Here is a 22,701-nt window from a genome sequence, read left to right as displayed (position 1 = left end):
TATGTATTCTCAGTATTGGCTACACTGCTGTAATAGCTGCTCAGCCAGTTCCGTTGTTGCTAAGATTCCAAAGTGGTCTGCATCAATGCTCCAGCCTTGTACTGGCTGTGAAGAGTAACGCTGCCAAGCATGTACAGGGGCTGCATTTTCACTGCTGCGCCACACCCACAGTGGCTGCTTCACCACAGGGATTGGGGCATCATAAAACATGCGTTTCAATGACCAGCGCATCATGATGCGATCATGAAACTCTGCCTGCGTCGTGCTTTCGTCCAACTTAGATGCAAATGCTTCATTGGCAAGAATGTGTTCTAAGCCTTGAGCATAATCGTTCGGTAAAGCAGTAGACCATGTCTGCCATTGCTCCTCACTAATCGTCCAGCCTTGCTGTGCACAATAGTGTTGTAAGTCCTCTAGCAATTGTTGCTTTTCATTATCAACGTTGCTCAGCACCTGAGTCGGATCAAAATCAATGATGGCTACATTCTGCACCGTAAAACCACGCTCACTCAGCGCTTGCGCAAGCCACATCATCATACGCCCCGCTAGACTCCAGCCCACTAATACGATTGGCTGCTCACGTAACGCTTCTAATTGATCCGCATAATGATCGATGACCTTGTCCAAATCCGCAGACGTACTATGTGCCAGCAGCGCTACATCTGGTAGTAAGCCATAAAGGTTTACTTGTCCTTTTAGTGCATCAATCAAGGGTTGATAATACTGATAGTGCCCTCCTAGAGAGTGCATCATAACCAGCGTCGGTTTGCTTTCCACTTGACTAAATGTCACCAGATAATCCGCTTGATTGGCGTCACCCTTAACCATCACCTCTGCTAGCGCGGTAATGGTTTGTTTGTGGAACATAATATCCGCCGCCAGCTCAATGTCGAATGCCTGACGCAAACGCGCAATCACCTTAATCGCCGCTAATGAATGACCACCCAGATCAAAGAAGTTATCTTCGGTACTAATGTTCTCACGCCCTAGTACGTCTTGCCAAATAGAAAGTATTTTTATTTCTATTTCGTTTTTAGGGGCAACAAACTGGCGCTTTTGCTCCGCTTCAAGCCAATTCATTAAGGTATGGCGGTCTACTTTACCATTGGCATTCAAAGGCATTCGCTCGACTCTGAGAATACGCGCGGGCACCATATAATCAGGTAGGTATTGCATCAGCCATGCTTTAAGTTCGTTTTCGTGTTGCTCACTGTTAGCCACCACGAAAGCAACAAGGCGTTTTTGTTCACCTTCACCCTGTGCCAATACGTGCGCCTGCTGAATACTGGCATAATTCGAAAGCGCTGACTCAACCTCGCCTAGCTCCATTCTGAAACCACGAATCTTGATCTGCTGATCCGCACGCCCAACAATCTCAAGACTGCCATCAGCACGCTTAAATGCCAGATCTCCTGAACGGTACATGGTCTGTGCTGGTGCAAATGGATCTGCCACAAAAGCCTGAGTCGTTTGCTCTGCTTGGTTGAGGTATCCGGCACTTAAATTAGGGCCAGCGATGTAAAGCTCCCCTACCGTACCGTTTATGACAGACGCTTGATGATCATCAAGAAGATACACACGGTTATTACCCAATACGTGCTGTAAGCGGGCACTCTCGCGTTCAAGGTCAACTTTCCCCCACATAACACCTACAGTTGTTTCCGTCGGGCCATAGTGGTTATACACCGTACACAGAGGTGTAGCAGACGCTAATGCGCGCAGCAATCCTGCTGAGATGTTCTCTCCCCCGAGGATTAAAGACTGACGTGGACTAATGGCGCTTAAGTCTTGGCCTTCACTGAGCGCCATAAAATGAGAAGGCACAATTTTTAGGCAGTCTATCGGATAACGCTCAACGTACTGACGGAAAAGCTCACTGTCGGTAGATGTGGCTTTGTCTAACAAATGCAAACACCCGCCCTGTATCCAGCTCGGGAATAGCATGGTATTGCCAAGGTCCGCCATCGGCGAAGATACGAGTGCATAATCAGCATTTTTCGGTAATTGCAGTGCATGAATCGCCGCTTGGCAATAGTGGCTCAATGCTGAATGTGGCACTTGTACGCCTTTTGGTGTACCTGACGTGCCTGAGGTGTATAACACATACGCCAGCGTTGCTTGATTTAATGCAACGGGCGTAAAATCCGCTGGTGTATTTTTTAGCTCTGCAACCGTGATTTGTTGCGCTTGATTGACTGTCTCTACGATGGTCAGTACAGGCTGAGCATCCGCTAAAATAAGATTCTGACGGCTTTCGGGTTGCTCTGGGTCGAGTGGCAAATACGCCGCCCCTGTTTTCATAATACCGAGCAATGTGACTAAAAAGTCCATACTCCGTGGTAAACACAGGGCAACGATCTTACCGGCACTCGCGCCACGTTGTTGCAGGCCTGCCGCCACTTGATCACTGAGCGCATCCATTTGCGCATACGTTAACACTTCATCAACGAAACGAGCCGCTTGATGCTGGGGATATTGGTCAACACTCATACGCCAGTTATCAAGAAATGTCTGATCTGTATGAACAAACGTCGCATCGTTATTCACCAGCCCTGACAGCTCGCCCAGTAAGAAAACATCCAGCGTATCCATCGTGTCATTGGGATGTGCCAACGCACGCGCTAACAGCAGCTCATAACGTTGTAGCAGTTGTGCTACCGCCGCTTGGCTATAGCGACCACTATCGTAGTGTAAAGACAGCTCAATCGTTTGCGGCGTTTCGCTCACCTGTAACAATAATTCAGAAGCCCCTATCGGCTGCGCGGCGGATATTTCATTAGGCTCCAGTAAGCTTTGGTAAGCAAAGCCTACTTGCCTAGCGTGAGCACTCAAGTCGAGACTCATGCCTAGGTATTCTTGCTGCTCTAGCATCTGTTGCCAAAGGCTGTGTTGCCCCGCAAACCATTTACTAAAGGTATTTTTAGACGGTTGGTAACAAGGTACTGGACACGGCACTACAAAGCGTCCCAAAGCATCTTCTAACTCTTCATAATCCGTACGACAGTCGTAGAAGTAACTAAGTTGAAACTCTTCCTTGCCGTTGACCAAGCCTAGCAGTGCGGCCCATACCGCTAACGCTACTTCAGAAGTGGCCACATCCATGGTTTGCCCATAGCTACGCAGCGCATGAGCAGCACTTTCTCCTAATGAAACATTCAGGCACTCTAGTGCCCCATTCGACTGCCCCACCTGTTCGATCAATGCTGCATCGGGCAATGTATCCAATGCTAGACCACGCCAAAATGCACTGCCTGCGCTCGCATCTTCCCCCATTTGCAAATCCGCAACCCAATCAGCGTAATCCAAATACTGAGTCGGCTCATCTAACAAAAGGTCGCTCTGCCCAGACAAACAACGACGAATCGCCAAGGCCGAGCCTTGGTCTAACGACTGAGCAGGCGCGACAAGCAATAAGCGGTTTTCATCTGGTCTGGGCCAAAACCACGCTAATAACGGGGCTGACTGTTGCGTAAAGACAGCCAGCGCCTCATGCAGCAAGCACTCTGCGCTTTCGCCTTCCACGCAGCGCCAGTCCAATGCGCTCTCTTGCAGCGCTTGTTGACGCGTTTCGGTATATCCTACTTGCTGACCATACACGGTGCGCAAAATGTCATGCTCATCAACCAAAGCCTGCAAACGCCCACGTACACTGGCTTCTTCTTGCTTTGGCAAAGTGAGCCAGTAGGCTACTGGCGCTTGTGATGCACATTTCTGCTGTAAGGTGAGAGCTTCCCCTTGAGTCAATGACTGATTAAATTGTGACATCAGATCACCTCCTTTTGCACAGCTTCAAGCAGATCGCTTTGACGGTAGATATCGCCCATAGCAACGGCGATCTTGCGCTCGCCTTTAAACGGATCTCGGGCATGGGCAGCGAGCATATTATCCAGCATGACCACGTCACCTTTTTGCCAATCAAAACGCACCGCGCACGCTTCATAAAGGGTGCTAATCAGGTCAACCAAGTCTTGTTCGAGTGGTTCGCCATCACCGTAATAAACGTTACGTGGCAATTTATCTTCACCACCAGCATTCAGTAGATAGGCTTTTACTTCTTCTTCCAAAAAACTGTAATGATGCAGCTGTATTTGGTTAAAGAAGCTCATTTCACCCGTCACAGGATGACGAATAATCGCTGGACAATTTTGGCTAATGCACAGCTTATCTTCGTCATACCATTCAAATTGAATGTCACCCTTGCGGCAGATCGCTTCTACTTCAGCTTTGTCTTCTGTTTTAAAGAAATGCTGCCAACTTACATCTAAACCACTGAAATGACGTACGTATTTCAGCCCTTTATTAAGTAGTTTTTCACGCGCCCATTGCGGTAAGCGATGATACATTTCACGGCAATCTACGATAGGCGTTGCACCGCCTTCTACAGACGGTATCTCGCAGTAGAACCATTGGCGGCGCGGCCAACTAAACTGGTGAGAGCTTTCATTGTGATACATGATCATTTGATCATCAGGGTACGGCGTTGAGCGGTAGATTTTTTTGCCGCCCTCTTTTTTCGGAAGGTCACCATATTGCCCGTAAAGCTCTGGGTACATGCTTTGGCAGAAGCTTTCGAACACCACGGGATCTGGTAAGTTAAAACCACGGAACACAATACCACCGTGGTGCTCAAGCCACGTTAAAATCTGCGCTTGATTATTTTGCGCCCAAATATTGGCATCTAGCCCAGGTTCCATGCTTTCAACCAATAACGGAAATGGGCGCTCTGAGGACAGTGGACGAACATTGATTCTTGGGCCGCTCGCAGCGTTAGACTCACGCTGGCGATTTTTCTTCAGTTTGCCGAGTTTGCCCATTTTACTAGGTGTTTTTTTCGTATCGGAATCAGACATAAGGGTATCAGACATAGAGGTTGTCCCTTTAATAAACGTAGTTAATGCTGTAAGCGATGTCTCTTGGCGCTCAGGGCTGGCTGTCGTTAGCCACTGTGCTAGCTGTTGCAGTGCCTGCGCCATGCGCTCAATAGTGGCTTGTTCAAATAGGCGTTTGCTGTAAACCCAACGCAGTGCTAAGGCCCCCTGTTCGGCCTCAGATACAAACAACGCCATATCAAATTTGGAGTGGGTTTGTGCAGCAGGTATAGGCGTTAAGCGAATATTGCCTAGCGCACTGTTTGATAACAGTTCATCTGGTGCCGACGGCTGGTTTTGCAACACCAGCAGCGCCTGAATCAATGGATGCTGCCCTGCGATTCGGTCCGGTTTCACCGCTTCAACGACTTGATCAAATGGCACTTCTTGATGTTCAAAACCTACCAAGCAGACCTGTTTTACGTGCGCTAAATAATCACTGAAACTCATGGTGACACGAGGTTTAAAACGCAGTGCTAAAAGGTTGACGAAGAAGCCAATAAGCGGCTCCGTTTCCGGCAATGTTCGGTTGGCAGAGTCCGTACCGATTACTAAATCCTGCTCCCGACTTTCACTGTGAATCACACAGGTGTACAACGCCATAAGTACCATAAATACAGAGCAGTCGTGTTGCTTCGCGACCTGCTGTAATGCTTGTGCAACACCCGCTTCTAGTGTGAACGAGTAGGCATCACCGCCCGCTTGACCTTGCTCCGAGCCACGCTGGTAATCGAATGGCAAAGCTAACTGACTCGGTGCACCTTGTAGGTGTGTCTGCCAGTAACCAATACCGCGTTCTTGGCGTTGGCGCTCACCTTCAGACTGTTGGTATACGGCATAATCTAAATACTGCACCGTCAGCTCAGGCAACTGAACTTGAGCCGACGCATCAGTATTGATCGCCATGCGATAAGCATGGGCCAGATCCTGAATAAGACGCTCACCAGACCAACCATCGGATGCAATATGATGCTGCACCATTTGGCACACAAAGCTGTGTTCGGCAATTTGGTAGAGATACACTTTTAGCGGTGCTTCTTTCGTTAAATCAAATGCCTGCCCAGCCGCCACAGCTTGTTGCTCAGTTACATGAGCGGCCTCAGCCCCACGTAAATCGTAGTACTGCACTGGCACATTTAACTCAGCATTGACACGCTGCATCGGCGTACCTTGGTGGTCATGGTAGGTAACACGCAATATTTCATGACGCGCTACTACCGCATCCAGCGCGTGTTGCAAGGCGTTGTGTGATAGATCACCATCAATCTGAACCGCAAAGTTCATATTAAACCCTGCATCTTGGGGATCCATTTGTTGCATAAACCAAATGCGTCGCTGAGCTGGGGACAAAGGCATCCATGTCTGGCGGGCCACAGGCGTTATCGTACGCTGCTCGTCATTGACCATCTGCTCGGCCATAGCAGCGAGCTGTGGCCCATCGAACACGGCTTTCAATGGCAACGACCAGCCTTTACTACGTAAACGAGCACGCACTTGGGCCGCACTCAGAGAGTGACCACCTAAGTGGAAGAAGTGGCTGTCTTTACCCAGTTGTGTAACGCCTAACACTTCTTGCCAAGCGTCTGCTAAGACACGCTCTTGCACGGTAGTCAGTTCGCTGACTTCTGCAACGTCACTCTGTTTCGGCTCTGGCAATGCTTTGCGATCCACTTTGCCACTGGCATTGAGCGGTAGAGCTGCGAGTTCTTGCAAGCTACTTGGCACCATGTATTCGGGTAGTTGAGCACTGAGATAAGTGCGCAAATCCGCACTGTCGAAGACATGACCCGCACGCATCACACAGTATCCGTGCAAGACATCACCATGATGCTGACGCCATACTCCCACCGCCGCGTGCTGTACGCTGGGGTGGGACATTAGCAAGCTTTCAATTTCCCCCAGTTCAACTCGGAAGCCACGAATCTTAACTTGATGATCCGCCCGTTCAACAAAGTACAAACCGCCTTCTGCAAGCTGTTTCACTCGGTCTCCCGTACGATACAAACGCGAGCCATCGGCCATAAATGGGTTAGGAATGTAGCGCTCCGCTGTTAATGCTGGCTGTTTTAAATAACCACGGGTAACCGCGTCACCGCCGATATACAACTCACCGATAACGCCTTTTGGCACAGGTTGTAAACGCTCATCTAACACAAAGCATTGGTTATTACGCAACGGTTCACCAATCGCTACCAGTGCATGGGATAAGTTGCCTCGCAGCGTTTGGTAGGTTGACCAAACAGTCGTTTCCGTAGGGCCATATACATTGATCACCTGTTTACAACGGGACTGTAACTGTCGAGCCAGCTCAACCTCTAGCGCTTCGCCCCCCACCAGCGCGGTAATATTGGCAAGGCTTGCTGGGGCCAATTCAGCCAGTAAACGCCAACCTGATGGTGTCGCTTGAATTAAATCCACGCCATGTTGTTTAACCAGAGCCGAGAGACGTTCGCTATCGCGTCGATCGTCTTCATTACCCAGCACTACAGTAGCGCCCTTCACCAGTGGCAAGCACAGTTCTAATCCAGCAATATCAAAGGTAACAGTCGTCAGTGCGAGCAATGATTGGAACGCTGGCAACTGACGCTCCATTGCCGTTAAGAAGTTTGCAAATTGACGCCGCTCGACCGCCACACCTTTAGGTTTTCCAGTTGAGCCAGAGGTATACAGACAGTACTGCAAGCTGGCTGGGTGGCGCACTACCATCGGATTATCACAGTGTTGCACAGCACTTAAGCTTTGTACGTTATGCCATGTCATAGTGGGAACCAAATCAGACGCCAATGCCGTTTGCATTGCTTCATCGGCTACCCATACGCATTTGGGCTGCGCATGATCCAATACGTAGCGACTACGCTCTAGCGGATGACTGGGGTCCAACGGTAAATACGCGGCACCCGCTTTTTGAATCGCCAGCAACGCAATCACCATTGCTTGAGTGCGCGGCAAGCAAAAAGCAATGCATTGCTCATCGGCAGCCCCATGCTCGACCAAACCACTTGCTAACAGCCAATGAGCGGTGCGATTGGCCGCATCATTTAAGGCCTGATAACTCATCTTCTGATCAGCAACAATCAACGCTGTCGCATCAGGTGTTTGCTGAACTTGCTGTTCAAAACGCGTGAGAAAATCCTCTTGCGCTGTAATCGCCTCCGAGTGCGGGATCAGAGGAGCCACCATAGACGGTAGTCTATACTGTTCAATGCTCTGCTTGGCATCGCCGCAAACCGCTTCGATCAAGGCGACATAATCTGTTAGCCATTGTTCAGCACGAACCTGATCAAACACGCTCGCGTTGTATTCCAATTGCAGTGACAAACCTTCTGGCTGACGGAACAGATTGATACTGATCTCAAACTTAGCGGCACGCTCTACATCTCCCAAATCAAGCGTTTGCCACTCAAGATCTGCTGTATTGAGAGTTCGAGAGCCATGTAAGTCTGACTGATAGTTGAATAAGACTTGGAACAAGGGTGAGCGAGCCAGATTGCGCTCTGGCTGCAAGTTAGCAATGAGCTGCTCTAATGGCATCTCTTGATGCTCAAGGTCTTTTTGCAAGCTGTCGACCATGCTTTCTAACCATGTGGCAAATGGCGCCTCTGGCTGCACTGGGTGTCGGCTCACTAGAGTATTAACAAACAAGCCCACCATGCTTTGACTTTCAGGATGCTGACGGCCCGCTACAGGTAAGCCTACGGCAAAATCTGTTTGCCCGCTGTGACGCCATAACAGCAAACGAAAAGCTGCTAACATAAGCTGAAACGGGGTCACCCCTAGAGTACGGGCACTGTGTTCTATATGGGTAAGCACGGCAGAGGTGAATTGGTAATCAAGCACCTTGCCTACTGGAGCGCCTTGGGCATGATAAGGGTGATCAGTGCTGAGTGCGATTGCTGGCGGCATACCTTCTAATTTGTTGCGCCAGTAATCATCGCACTTAGTTTGATGCGATGAATGGTGCTGTAGCTGTTGATAGGCTACCCAATCCAAATAATCCGGGCGAGACGTCACCACAAGCGTTTCGTTCGATGCCCCACTCTCTTGGTAGAAAGCAAGGAAGTCTTGTACCAAAAGCCCCATTGACCAACCGTCGGTGACAATGTGATGCAAGTTAACCAGTAAATAATGGCGCTCTGGAGCGAGACGGATTAAGGTCACCGCAAAGGTTTCCCCATGAGCCAAATCAAATACCTGTTGCAGCGCGTGACGCACAATATTTTTTGCACTGAGCGATAGATTCGCTTCTGTCTGAGCCGCCACATCATGGTAGCTCATGTTAGAGCGCTCAGTTTGATAAAGCTGCTGCCATACTTGCCCATCTTGCTCGTAAAAACGACAACGTAAAATTCCGTGGCGTTGTTTAAGTTGCTCAACAGCTTTAGATAATGCTTCACGATCAAGCACTCCCTGTAGCTCAAAGCACTGACTCACATGATAAGACGTGCTATCCGGTTCGAGCTGCTGTAAGAACCATAAACGCTGTTGCGCAGCAGATACAGGCACCGCTTGGTCTGGGTGCAGACGAACTGGAATCGAGTGATAGGCTTGCGGCGCATGGTTTGAGCTATCCGACACGTTTTGTTGCTTCTCTTGCGCCCGAGCTTCGCTCTCCGACTTAGCTTCGCTCTCCGCCTTAGTTTCGCTCTCTAACACTGGATGCAGAGCTTGGTTCAAGGCTTTAGGTGTTGCCGCTTGCGTCAATAGCTTAGGCGTCAGTTGAATACCTTGGGCACGTGCTTTGGCAATCAATTGCAAGCTTAATATGGAGTCACCACCCACTTGATAGAAGTCCGATTCTGCATTCAAGTCAGTGCGCTGTAACACCTCGTTGTATAGATGAATGAGTGCTTGCGTCGTCTCTGGCAGCTCAACTTCGGATGGCTCTGGCAAACATTTTGCCATCTCCGCTAAGGTTGGATGCTGCGCTATTTCAGCAGGCGTAATGCGCAGCGCCTGCTGCGCCGCTAAGCCAATCAGCTGTAGACTTAGAATCGAATCACCACCGAGGTCATAAAAATTATCTTGGGCGGTGGCACGGTCTATCTTGAGCACTTGCTGCCAAAGCAGCGCTAAGCGCTGTTCGTTGGCCGTCAGTGATGCCTCCTCTTGACGTTGCACGCCATCTTGTTCATCAAGCAAAGGCCAGGGCAGTTGTTTAGCATCCACTTTGCCATTGGCATTAAGAGGTAAGTGATCCATGACTTGCCATAAATCCGGCACCATATAACTCGGCAATTCATGAGCCATGCGTGTTTGCAATGCCGCCAGTGATGGGGCGAATGGCTCCAATCCATCATTGGCGCTATGCAAAACCACATATGCGACTAACAGTGCGCGCTCACCTTGGTATTGTTGACGTAAACGTGCCTGACTCAGCTCATTTTGCTGCATCAGCCAGTGCTCGACTTCACCCGGCTCTAAGCGATAGCCCCGGTGCTTAATCTGATCATCGCAGCGACCTAAAAACTCTAGCAGTCCCGTTGCGGTTAATCGCACTCTATCACCTGTACGATACCAGCGACCATGTGCATCCTGCGGGAAAGCTTGAGCCGTTTGCTCAGGCTGTTGCCAATAGCTTAGCGCCAGTTGTGGCCCACTGATATACAGCTCGCCTTGACAACCTACAGGCACCCTTTGCCCTTGTTCATCACGTACCTCTAGTGTCATGCCCGGTAGCGCTTTACCCAGCGGTAGACGTGAACTCGCGGCGTCACTCTGCTCTGAATCCAACACATGGCAAGCCACCCCAACACATGCCTCAGATGGGCCGTAATGGTTAACAATAGTAAGCTCTGGAGCGAGTTCTCTTAGCTGTGCTAACAGCGCCTCGTCCATTCCTTCACCACCGAGAATCAATTGCTGACGAGGGAGTACACGATGTGGCTCAGACACACTGAGCAGTCCGCGTAAATGGGACGGTACTATCTTGAGACAATCCACCGGTTCTTGTGCCATAAACTCCGCTAACCCTAGCGGGTCAAAGGCAAGTTCTGCATCCGGTAGCACCAGCGTCTGACCGCGATATAATGCTGACAAAACCGATGTCATACCTAAATCTGCCGCAGTGGTCGCTAGCGTCGCCCAAGTTTGCACTGTTGTAGCAGGCAACACGTCCCATAGCGCTTGCGCGTAATGAGCCATTGCGCCATGACTCACCAACACCCCTTTGGGCGTACCAGTCGAGCCGGAGGTAAATAAGAGATACGCCGCTTGATCGGGCGTCAATGACACCTTAGCAGCAGAACCTTCAGACAAAGAGCTCAGATCAGGCATTACCAAAGTGGTTGCCTCAAACTCAGGCACCTCAAACTCAGACAAGTGTGCGTGCGGGGTAACCAGCGTTAGGCGAGCTTGCGCACTGGCAATGACTTGCTGCAAACGTGCGGCAGGCTGTTTAGGATCCAGCATCACGGCAATGGCTCCCAGATGCCAACACGCCAGCATGAGAGTCACTTGTTCAATACTACGGGGTAAGCACAACGCGACTCTATCGCCCTCAACAACACCTTGTGCAGCTAACCAAGCACTTAGGTTCTGTACTTGACGCCCTAGCTCGTCGTACGTCAATGTTTCTGTCGCGGTGCGTAATGCAGCGGCATGTGGGCGTTCATTAGCCCAGTGAGCAATCTGCTCAGGCAAATGCGTGGGCACACTTTGCAGTGCTGGCCCAGTAGACAAACTGTGGTCGTAAGGAAAACGCCAATCATTTACAGTGATATTTTTAGTTGCGTCTAAGGAGCTAGTCGTCCGCTCAATCAAGCTCGCCATTTGTGCAAGAAAACACTCTGCCGTGGCTTGAGCAAATAGCTCTGTACTGTATTCCAGATCTAAACGAATCTCTTCTCCAGCTAGCTCTACCACTCGTAGGGTTAAATCAAAGCGAGCCTGATGTTGTTGAGGTGTAAGCACTTTGGCGTGTGCCTGACCAAACCGAATGCTCTGGATCGCAGGCAAGGCAACGTGTACAAACATCACCTGAAAAATAGGCGAATAGCTCGGATCACGCTGCCATTGCAGTAGTTCAGGCAATGCCTCAAATGGCACATCCTGATGATCATACGCTTGCGCCATCATGGTCTGTGCGTTTTGCAGCGCTTGGGCAAACGTTGGGTTAGCGTCTAAACGATGACGCATCACTAACGTATTAAGTAATGGGCCAACCATGTCGTTTAGCTCATTACGACCACGATTGGCGACTGATGACCCCATGCATAGATCTGTTTGCCCTGCGTTACGCGCAAGCATCCAAGCATATACGGTCTGCAAATAGATAAATAAGGTCGAGCCTTCGTTACTGATTTGCGCTCTTAAATCCCGCACGACATCAGCAGGTAAAGTTAGGCTGGTTAATGCCCCACTATAATGACGCTGACGTAACGTCGGACGCGCATAATCTGTCGTCAATGACAAATGGCTCGGCAACTGTGCAAGTTGCTGTTGCCAATAGGTTTGCTGACGTGTGCAGTCGTCACTATCGTGCCAACTGCGTTGCCACACAGCATAGTCCGAATACTGAATCGCAGGCGCGGCTAACTGTACCGTTTGGCCATTTTGTAACGCCGCATAAATATGCGTTAGCTCTCCTACAAGGACTTGTGTCGACCACGCATCAAATGCCACATGATGTACCGTGAAGAACAACCAAGCCCCCTGCTCTGACTGAAGCAAACGCACACGAAATGGGTGTTCATTTGCTAAGTCAAATGAGCGTGATAGCTCTTCTTCGTAGCAGGATTGCAGTACCTCCGGCGTAACGTTGGATACTGCTTCTTGTTCCATCGCAGACCAAGCGTCTTCGATCAGGCTGGCATACCAGTCGCCGTTGTCCTGTTGCTGGTAGCATGTGCGCAAGATTTCATGTCGCGCCACAAGCTGCTGAAAAGCTTGTGTCAAAAGTGCTACATCAGGCATGGCACTTAGTTCTAGCATGGAGCATAAATTATATAGTGCTTGTTCACTGAGCGATTCGGCCATGACAAAGCGCTGTTGTGCAAACGATAGCGGCTTAGTTACCGCTGCCTTAGCAGGCACGATGGGCAATTGCCAACTGTCGATCCCCTGCTCTGCCAGTTTTTGACGAAATAAAGTTTGTTGTGCTTCAGGCAAAGCCGCCAAACGCTTGGCAATCTCTGCATATCTAGATGATTTCATAGCGGTAATTTAGCCTTCAATTTCATTAAGCAACTGATCCATAAAGTCCAAGTCATCAAATTGCTGATCTTGCTCACTTTGGTGCGCATCAAGCCAAGCGGCTAACGCTGCGATAGTTGGCGTTTCAAACAAGGATTGCAGATCAGGGCGTACACCAAATTGGCTTTCCACCTGATTCATTAACTGCATCGCTAACAATGAATGCCCTCCAAGTGCGAAAAAGCTGTCTTCCGCCCCGACCTCAAGATTGAGCAATTGTTGCCATATCTGAGCCAAAGTACGTTCAGTTTGTGTTTCTGGAGCACGGGATGAGCGGGTTAATGCCAGCGTCTCAACACTTGCTAGCAAAGCTTTGCGATCAACCTTGCCATTGGTATTAAGAGGCAACTGGGCAATACTCAACACAGCTGCAGGCACCATATAGTTAGGAAGTAGCTGGGCGATTTGAGCCATAATAGCCGTGCTGTCAAATGACTCAGTTGCGCTAACCTCACTCGGCACCACCCAAGCTAATAGTCGCTGTTGGGTATCCGCAGCAACCACCGCATCTTGTACCTCTTTGCATTGACGTAATGCACTTTCGACTTCCCCAAGTTCAATACGGTAACCACGCACTTTGACTTGGAAATCACGACGGCTTAAATACTGTAGCTGGCCATTCTCCAAACGGCGCACCAAGTCCCCTGTGCGATACATACGCTGCCCTGCGCCATAGAATGGGTCCGGCATAAAGGCTTGTGCCGTCAGGTCTGCACCATCATGATAACCAAGCGCTACCCCAGCCCCTGCGATGTATAGCTCACCCACTGCACCTAATGGCACCGGACGTAATGCACCATCAAGTACATAGCAACGGGTATTTGGAATAGCAGAACCGATTGGCGCAATACCAGTATGAACAGAGCTCTCAGCGGTTTCATCAAGCACCGCACTGGTTGACCAAATAGTGGTTTCAGTTGGGCCATAGACGTTGGTAAGCGCTACACCTTTTTGCGATAGCGCTTCGACCAGTTCGCTGTTAACGGCTTCACCACCAATCAAGCCTTTCACGGTCGGCCAGTTGTCTTGCCCATGAGCCAGCAAAATTTGCCAACCCGCAGGGGTGGCCTGCATCACAGTTGATTGCTCCAGCAATGGCATCAGCTCAGCCCCATCAAGCACTTGGTAACGGTCTGCCATCAGTACGCAAGCGCCGTGCAATAGCGGCAGGTATAGCTCAAGCGCACTGATATCGAACGCAGCGGTCGTCACGGCTAGCCAAGTGTCAGACTCATCCAGTGTAATCACTTCATCCATGCCTGCTAAGAAGGCATCTAAGTTGGCGCGGGATACCATCACCCCTTTAGGTGTACCGGTTGAGCCAGAGGTATAAATCACATAAGCCGCCTGTTGTGCATGAGTCCACTGTTCAGGGTTACTACGCCAATTCGATGTACATGGAGTGTTGAGAGTGTCTGCCAGATGCCATACCTGTACTTGTTCATTATGGAATATGCTGGCTGATTCACCGTCACTCAGCACCAATTGTGGCGCCCCATGTTGGCAAATACTCTGTAAACGCTCCGCCGGATGATCAGGGTCCAACGGAATATAGGTGACACCCGCTTTTTGCGCAGCCAATAACGCAATCACTAAGCTTGGCCCGCGCTTTAGACAGATCGCGATGCGCTCTAAAGGCGTCGCTTGCGCAACCGAATAGGCTAACAAATGATGCGCCAATAGATTGGCCTGTTCATTTAGCTCAGAGTATGTGAGTTGGCTGTCATGATGACGTAACGCTACGGCGTCGGGCGTTCGCACTACTTGCTGTTCAAAACGAGTCACTAGATTGTGCTCTGGATTCAGATCAATTCGTGTCTGGTTCCAACGCTGCAACTGAGCAACGTCTTGTGCATCGAGCGCACTCAAGTTAGCCAACATTTGCTGCGGTTGCGTTAGCATGGTTTCGAGTACATGCAGATACTGGCGTACATAGCGCTGTGCTGTGGTACTGAAGAATAAATCAGTGTTGTACTCCAATACTGCGCACCAGCGCTCCCCTTGTTGTTCGATATGCAAACCAATATCTGCCATCGCCGTTTGATCTTCATTATCCAAACGGGTCAATTCCGCTCCAGCAAAAGACGCAGGCTGTTGCGTTACTTGAATCAGGTTAAACAAGGCTTGATACAGAGGTGAACGACTTGAGTCACGCTCGACTTGCAAGCTTTCAACCAACTGCTCAAATGGCAGATCCTGATGCTGTTGAGCTTCTATTAAAGTTTGCTTGGTGTGTTGCCACAACTCAGCGACATTGGTGCATGCTTGTAGCGGCACACGAATAACCTGTGTTGATGCAAAGAAGCCAATGATGTCGCTGGTGTGAGGCAGATGACGATTCGCCACTGGCACACCGAGCCACACTTCTTCTTGGCCGCTATAGCGTGATAACAGCCATTGCCATGCGCTCATTAATGGCACCATAGCTGTCACATTGTGCGCCTGACATACACTCGCAAGCTGTTCAGCTAGCGCGTCACTTAACTCGAAACGCAAACGACGGCCATGATGGCTCTGCTGCTTCGGACGCGGTAAATCAAGCGGCAAATCCAGCGTTGGAATCGGCCCAGAAAGCTTCTCAAGCCAGTAGTCACGTTGCGGCGCTAAATGTTGCTCAGCTGCTGCGCTAGACCACCATTGGCTGTAATCAGTAAATTGCAGCGCTAGCGCCTCATGCTCCGTACCGATAAGCGTCTCAGCATCAGCATTAAGCGCCTGTTGATACAGCGCTTCTAACTCACGGAAGAACACCTCCAATGACCATGCATCGGCAATTAAGTGGTGCATGGTTATCTGCAACACTGTATCCCCATTGGTCAGCGAAAATAGATTTAACTGCCAACAATGAGCCTGCTCTGGCTGCAATGGTTGCTGCATGGCTTGCTGCCGCTGCTGCTCCAATGCCTCTTCCGTTAATAACTCAGGATGCACAACTAAAGGTACTTCTATGGCCGCTTGCACTTGTTGCCACAGGTTGCCTTGGGCTTCGAAAAAGCGTGTCCGTAAGCTATGCTGGCGTACCATAAGCTGACTTAATGCCTGCGTTAATGCTGACTCATCAAGCTGTGTTGGTAACCGCACCGCCAAGGTGATCTGGTAAGCTTTCGCGGCCCCACTGAACTGCTCTAAGAACCATAAACGCTGTTGTGTACTGTGCATGAGCACAGGCTCAAGGGTCGCTTGCGCAGGCATGACGATGGCTTGCTGAGCTTGTTCTAACTGGGCCGCCATATCCGCCAGTACTGAATATTCGAATACCGCTGCTAACGGTAAATTCACCTGATACTGTTCTCCCAAACGCGCCACCAAACGCGCAGCCAAGAGAGAATGGCCACCTACGGCAAAGAAATCATCGTTAATGCTGATCGTCTCGCGAGAGAGCAACCCACCCCATAGTTCGACTAAACGTGTTTGCCATTCGGTCGTTGGCGCAAAGACCTCACCTTGATGGATAAGACTATCTGGGGCAGGCAATTGCTTACGGTCGATTTTGCCATTGCTGTTTTGCGGCATCTGCGTCATATAGATGTATTGTGCAGGTACCATATAGTCAGGCAGATGCGCTTTAAGATGTGCTCGCAAGACATCTGTATCAATGTCTGTGCCACTCCAGTAGGCAACCAACTGTGCTTGTTCGCCACTACCAGTCAAACACACCGCGGCATTATCTACTCCCGCTACACGGGTAAGTTGCGCTTCAATTTCACCTAATTCGATCCTAAAACCACGCAATTTCACCTGAAAATCCAAGCGACCGAGGTATTCCAACTCACCTTGTTGGTTTAGGCATACCAAATCCCCAGTACGATACATACGCACGCCAGGCTGGTCGCTGTATGGATCAGGTAGAAATGCTTGAGCGGTCAACTCTGGAGCACGATAGTAGCCCACACCCACTTGTCCACCACTTAAATACAACTCGCCGGGTACACCTACCGGAACTGGACGTAACGCGCCATCAAGAATATACAAGCGCACACTGTCACCACTGCGACCTATTGGCACAATAGGATGAGCTTGCTGCGCGAGACTACTATGGGTAACAGGCTGATACGCTGCAAATACAGTAACTTCAGTCGGACCGTAGCCATTTAACAAATGCGCACCACGTGCGAGTAAGCGCTCGGCTTGCTCCGCAAACAGGGCCTCACCACAAGCAATCACATCCATGCCATCAAAGCGGCAATCAGTATGGCTAAGCAAAAGGCTCCAAGTAGCAGGGGTCGCTTGGATAAAGTCCACTTGATGTGCTGCTAACAAATGCTCTAAGGCTTTCGGATCGCGCGCTTGTTGCTTGTCTGCCATCAATACACACGCCCCTTGAGTCAACGGGAACAGCAACTCAACAAACGAAATATCAAAGCAGTAAGTAGTCAGCGCCAGTGCGGTTTTTCCAACACTCAAACTCAGTTTGTGCTCTAAGTCTTGTGTTAAATAATTCATATTAGCGCGACTGATCATCACGCCTTTTGGTAGGCCAGTGGAGCCCGACGTATAGAGAATATACGCCGCTAACTCGGGGGCCACAGAGCTTAAATTTGAAACGGTATTCGCGTCGGTTAATTGCTCTAGAGCCGTGGGCACATTGAGACATTGAAGCTCGCCATCCCACTGCTGTACACAGTTTTGCAATGCTGGCTCGGTTAGGCAATAGTGGACACCTGCATGTTCTAGTACATAGCTAGCACGTTCTTGGGGCCAATCCGGCTCAACGGGTACATATACGACGCCCGCTTTCAGGCACGCTAACATGCTAATCGGCATTGCTACGGTGCGATTGACGCACAGAGCCACGCGCTCTCCCTGAACAACCCCTTGCTCCATCAGAGTATTTGCCAAAGCATTACTCAGTTGATCCAATTGCTGATAACTAAGCGCTTGCTCTGCCGCCTGCACAGCGATGGCATGAGGATGCTCAGCCACTTGACGGGCGAAACGCTCTAATACATCAGATTCAGGCGCTAATGGCTGGGTAGCCGCGGCTGGTTGTAGTGCGGTCAATAGCGGCTGATTAGCTGGCTCTACTAGCTGCATTTGTGCAAATGGGCGATCTGGATTGGTCAGCATCCATTCGAAAATAGCGAGGTATTCCTGCGCCATAGCACGCACAGTAGCTTCATCAAAAAGATCACAACTGTACTCAAAATTCAGCAAATAGGCGCTTTGTTGCCCTGCTTCTGCCCCTTCGTTGGCAGGCTGCGCCAGTACATCCAATTTAAAGTCACACATTGCCGTATCTGGACGATTATCCAACCAAGATGCACTGACATCGGCTAATTCGAAGCCAACCAAAGTTGCTTCGGGCAAGTAGTTAAATAGGGTTTGAAAGACTGGGTTGTAACCAAGCTGACGTGGTACACCTAGCTGCTCAATCAAATAATCAAACGGCAAGACTTGATTCGCTTGCGCATCCAGGGATTGGCGCTGAACGCTTGCCATCCATTGTTCAGGTGTCGCCGCTGGATTTAACTCGGCACGATGCACCAGTGTATTAACAAAACAACCCAACATAGATTGAGTATCAAGGTTGTCACGGTTAGCAGATGGCACACCGATCAACACCTCCTGCTGCCCGCTACGATGAGCTAGCAGCCATTGGAACGCCCCCATAAACACGGCAAAGGCTTGATTTGAATACGGCTGTAAACGCTGCCCGAGCGCCTCGGGCAACATGATACCAAAGCGTTTACCAGCCCCTGTTGGCTTAGCAGGTCTTGGACGATCCGCACACAAGTCCAGTACCGGAAGCTCTCCTGCAAGCTGTTGTTGCCAGTAGTTCAGCTGAAGCTCAAGCGCTCCTGAATGAATCCAGCCCTGCTCCGCAGCAGCATAATCCGCGTATTGCAAAGCAGCCACAGGTGCGGGTGTTTGACCTTGATATAAGGTGCAGAATTCGTCAATCACTAAGCGCAGTGACCAAGCATCTGCAATGATGTGATGACAGCAAAATGCCATAACGCTTTCTTGCTCTGACAAGTGCAGCAACGTCACCCGTAGGAGCGGTGCTTGATCCAAGGCAAATGGTGTGTTCGCTGCGGCTTTTAAATGGCTTTGTAACGCTTCTTCACGTTGTTCTGGGGCTAAATGACTCAAATCCACACGGCTCAGAGGCAATGACCATTCGCTAGCAATATGCTGCACGGGAAGCTCTCCTTGCAACACAAAGCGTGTACGCAGGATTTCGTGGCGTGCCACCAAGGTATTAAGCGCTTGCTCTGCTTGCTGCGAATCGAATTGCCCTTGTAAACGCAATGCCGCAGATAAGTTATAGGCTGAACTATGAGGCTCTAGCTGTTGTAAGAACCACATACGTTGTTGCGCATACGACACGGGTAAAGTCTGACTACGATCCACCGCTGTAATATCTGGTAAGCGCGGTGTTGCGGCAACGCTCTGCTGGTCTAACCACTGAGCAAGCTGGGCAACGGTAGGCCGTTCAAAAATGGTACGCAATGGAATATCGCGATCAAACTCGCGGCTTAATTGCCCGATCACTCGGGTCGCTAACAAAGAATGCCCACCTAGCTCAAAGAAACTGGTTTGCACACCAACTTGAGCTAAGCCAAGCACTTGCTGCCAGATATTAGCGATATGCTGCTCGACATCATTCGATGGCGCGACGTAATCCGCTTGACGCAGGCTATCATAATCTACGCTAGGCAGCTGAGCACGGTCTACTTTGCCATTACGGTTACGTGGTAAGCGCTCTAAACCAATAAAGACAGACGGCACCATATAATCTGGCAAGCCTTCACCGACAAAGGTTTTTAAGGTTGTCCAACTGCCCTGTTCTGACAAATCCAAGCTAGGGTCTTTGGCACACACATACGCCACAAGAACTTTGCCACGCTTGGCATCGTCGCTGGCGATCACCACCACTTCATGCACACTTGAATGCTGTGCCAGACGTGCCTCAATTTCCCCTAATTCAATACGGTAACCGCGAACTTTAACTTGGTAATCTACTCGTCCGACATATTCAAGTTGACCTTCGGCAGTCCAGCGCGCTAGATCACCTGAGCGATATAAGCGCTCACCTTGAGTCGAAAAGGGATTCGGTATAAATGCCGCCGCGGTGCGTTCAGGCTCGTTTAAGTAGCCACGCCCAACGCCCGTCCCAGCCACATAGACTTCACCTATCGCACCAATGGGCATCTGCTCTAGCTCAGGGCTTAACACATACAAGCGATTGTTAAGCGTCGCACGCCCAATCGGCACATGGTGCACACTGTCGTCTAAGCGATAGTTGATCGGATAAAACGCCACATCATCAGAACATTCCGCTGGGCCGTAGGCATTCATCATAGGGATGTCTGGGTAAGCATCGAACCATTGTTGCGCTAAGGCGGGAGGCAAGGCCTCACCAGTAGGAAGCACCCAACGTAAGTCGGCCAAGGTATGTTGTTGTAACAGTAGCCCTTGCATAAGAGCAGGCACAGGCTCCAGTATCGTCACACGGCGCTCTGTTAACTCTGTGGCGAGACGTACTGGGTCTTGGCTGATACAGTCTGGCAAGATTTCGACTCTGGCCCCCAGTATTCCAGCGATTAAAAATTGCCACACGGAGATGTCAAAGCACTGGCTGGCCGTTTGCGCAATCACATCATTTGAACTCAGTGCTAACGGGGCAAACTTACCTAGCATGTTATTGAGCATGCCTTGGCGCGTTACCATCGCCCCTTTAGGCTGCCCGGTCGAACCAGAAGTAAAGATGACATACGCTAACTGATCTGGGTGCACACTTAGGTTTAGATTAGCGTTATGTGGATGTTCTAGATCTTTGATTAAGGCTTGCTCTGCCATGGCAAATGGCAAAACGGTCACGCCTTCCAACTCTGCTTTGGCATCTATGGCTAATTCTGTAAAGGCCGTTTGACACAATACCAACGCGGCGCGACTTTGTGCCAATACCTGCCCCAGGCGTAACGGTGGGTGGTGTGGATCAAGAGGCAAATATGCACCTCCTGCTTTCAACACAGCCAGAATCATAACCAGTAATTCGCAATCCCGCTCCCCCAGCAAGGCCACTACTTGATCAGCGACGACACCCTGAGCTCGTAACGTGTGCGCTAACTGGTTTGCACGCTGATTAAGCTCTGCGTATGTCAAACTCAAGGTCGTGTCCGCGACCGCCACTTTATCTGGCTGCACTAGAGCTATACGCTCAAAGCGCATGATATAATCTTCACCAAGTGGTTGCTCTGGGCCTTGTGCTTGCTCAGCCAATTGCTGCTGCTCATCAGTGGACAACATCGGCAAAGCACGGTAGTGCTGTACGTCTGTCTGACTCGCTAATACCTGATCCGCCAGTGCCAGTAGCAAGGTGCGGTAATGGCTTAACATGCTTTCAATGTGTGCTGAGTCAAAATCCGCAGTCTGGTAGGTAAGCTGTAGATGCAAAGCCTGACCCGGAATAATCACCACTGTAATGGGGTAATTGGTATGCGTCCGGTTGGTCGCATCTTGAATGATAAATTCAAGATTTTCTTGTTTGAGGCCTGCATCCATTGGTGCGTTTTCAAACACAAACAAGCTTTGGAACAGGTCTTGGTTTTCAACTTCGCTCCAGCTTTGAATATCTGCAAGGGAGCTGGTCTCATGTTCACGTAACGCCAAGTTCTCTGCTTGTAATGCGGGCAACCATTGTTCGGGCGGAACCGTCTCGTCTACTTGCCAACGTAGGGGCAAAGTATTAATAAATAAGCCAACAACGGATTCCATCCCTGTTAAGTGAGGCGGACGCCCCGCCACGGTCACACCAAATAGTAGATCCTGCTCGCCACTGTAGCGCGATAACAGCAACGCCCAAGCGCCTTGCGCGAGAGTATTCAGGGTGACTTTTACCGATGCTGCGGCTTGTTGTAAACGGGCCGTTTCTGCAATAGTCAGATGCTGCACTTGGTCCTTAACTGAGCCTGTTTCAGGGTCAAGAGGATAGCGCCCTGCTTGGCGCACGCCTAATGGTGTAGGAGTCGTAAAGCCTTGTAAGCGCTGTTGCCAAAAATCTTTATGAGCATCCGGTGCTTGTTGACCTAACCATTGAATAAATTCGCGGTAACGACGTGGTGTAGGCAGTGTCAATTCACGCCCTTCACATAGCGCACGGTAGTAATTTAAGAAATCCATCATAATAATGGAGAAACACCACGCATCCATCAGGATATGGTGATAGCTGCGCACAAACTGCCATGTATTCTCAGCCAACTTAATCATGCGCACCTGCATAATAGGAGCTTGGCTAAACGACAGACCTTGAGCTCGCTCTTGCGCCAACAAGTCATCTAAACGTTGTTGCTGTTCAGACTCTGGCAGATTGCTCCAATCCAGCCATTCAACGGGTAAATTGACTTCTTTAAAGACCACTTGCAACGGTTGCTCTTGCTGCTTCCAGACAAACCCTGTACGCAGTAGTTCGTGGCGTTCAACTACTTTTTGCCACGCCTGCTGGAACGCTTCAGGGTTAAGGTCTTCCATTACCATCACGTGACGATATTGCAGCAAGTACATGCCACTGTCTGGATTCATTAATGTGTGAAACAGCAGGCCTTGTTGCATCGGCGCTAGTGGGTAGACTGCTTCGATGTTGTTAGAGAGCGCTCTCATTGTTGAGGGCGATACAGTGACTTGGTTAGACATGAGTTTT

3 protein-coding genes are annotated in these 22,701 nt (G+C 50.0%); all 3 read right to left on the bottom strand.

All coding sequences use genetic code 11. The annotated features are described in order from the left end of the window. Positions 1-9 precede the first annotated feature (9 nt). The 3 genes from DFP75_RS02685 to DFP75_RS02675 are packed head-to-tail and all read right to left on the bottom strand — an operon-like array spanning position 10 to position 22,694. Entirely contained in the window at positions 10-3,765 is a 3,756-nt protein-coding gene (locus DFP75_RS02685; RefSeq protein WP_110571961.1) for a non-ribosomal peptide synthetase, read from the bottom strand. Continuing rightward, positions 3,765-13,019 carry a non-ribosomal peptide synthetase gene (locus DFP75_RS02680; protein ID WP_110571959.1) on the bottom strand — a complete coding sequence of 3,085 codons (9,255 nt, stop codon included), beginning with the start codon at positions 13,017-13,019 and terminating at the stop codon, positions 3,765-3,767. The genes DFP75_RS02685 and DFP75_RS02680 overlap by 1 nt, the downstream gene beginning before the upstream one ends. A 9-nt stretch (positions 13,020-13,028) precedes the next feature. Further along, complete coding sequence (locus DFP75_RS02675; protein WP_110571957.1) at positions 13,029-22,694, bottom strand: non-ribosomal peptide synthetase; 9,666 nt, start codon at positions 22,692-22,694, stop codon at positions 13,029-13,031. Positions 22,695-22,701 lie beyond the last annotated feature (7 nt).

It is taken from the genome of Marinomonas alcarazii (genome assembly GCF_003208215.1).
Taxonomy (GTDB): Bacteria; Pseudomonadota; Gammaproteobacteria; order Pseudomonadales; family Marinomonadaceae; genus Marinomonas; species Marinomonas alcarazii.
Note: the sequence above shows the minus strand (reverse complement) of the source record. Positions and strands in the feature narration are given on the sequence as shown.

Coding starts and splice junctions, on each gene's coding strand:
- DFP75_RS02675 (WP_110571957.1), bottom strand. CDS start 22,694: ATGTCTAACCAAGTCACTGTATCGCCCTCAACAATGAGAGCGCTCTCT.
- DFP75_RS02685 (WP_110571961.1), bottom strand. CDS start 3,765: ATGTCACAATTTAATCAGTCATTGACTCAAGGGGAAGCTCTCACCTTA.
- DFP75_RS02680 (WP_110571959.1), bottom strand. CDS start 13,019: ATGAAATCATCTAGATATGCAGAGATTGCCAAGCGTTTGGCGGCTTTG.